Source organism: Klebsiella sp. HN106 (genome assembly GCF_051209435.1).
Classification (GTDB): domain Bacteria; phylum Pseudomonadota; class Gammaproteobacteria; order Enterobacterales; family Enterobacteriaceae; genus Klebsiella; species Klebsiella oxytoca.
In genome coordinates, this window is sequence record NZ_JBLURD010000224.1 from 1 (window position 1) to 298 (window position 298).

The following is a 298-nucleotide window of genomic DNA, read 5'->3' on the forward strand; positions in this document are numbered from 1 at the left end:
CGGCCGCCCCCACCACAGCGAAGCTGCTTTTATCACCGCCAGGGAAGCCGAGCTGCCAGAGCGCGCAGAGCAGCAGGCTGACCAATCCGCCCACCGCCAGCCCTGGGGTTAACAATCCACCCTCCGCGCCGCCGCGCAGCACCGCCAGAATCACCACCATCTTCAATACTAACAGGACAGCGACCATGGAGAGAGGCAGCCCGTCGCTGAGCGCCAGCTGCATTGGACCCTTGCCATTACCCGGAAGCTCGGGGAAATAAAGACTCAGGATGGCAAGAAGAGAAAACCCCAGCAGACA

1 protein-coding gene is annotated in these 298 nt (G+C 62.1%); it reads right to left on the reverse strand.

What is annotated here, in order from left to right; all coding sequences use genetic code 11:
- A partial coding sequence (locus ACSIPU_RS31015) for a chloride channel protein (protein WP_435322537.1) occupies positions 1-298 on the reverse strand: 298 nt, incomplete at both ends.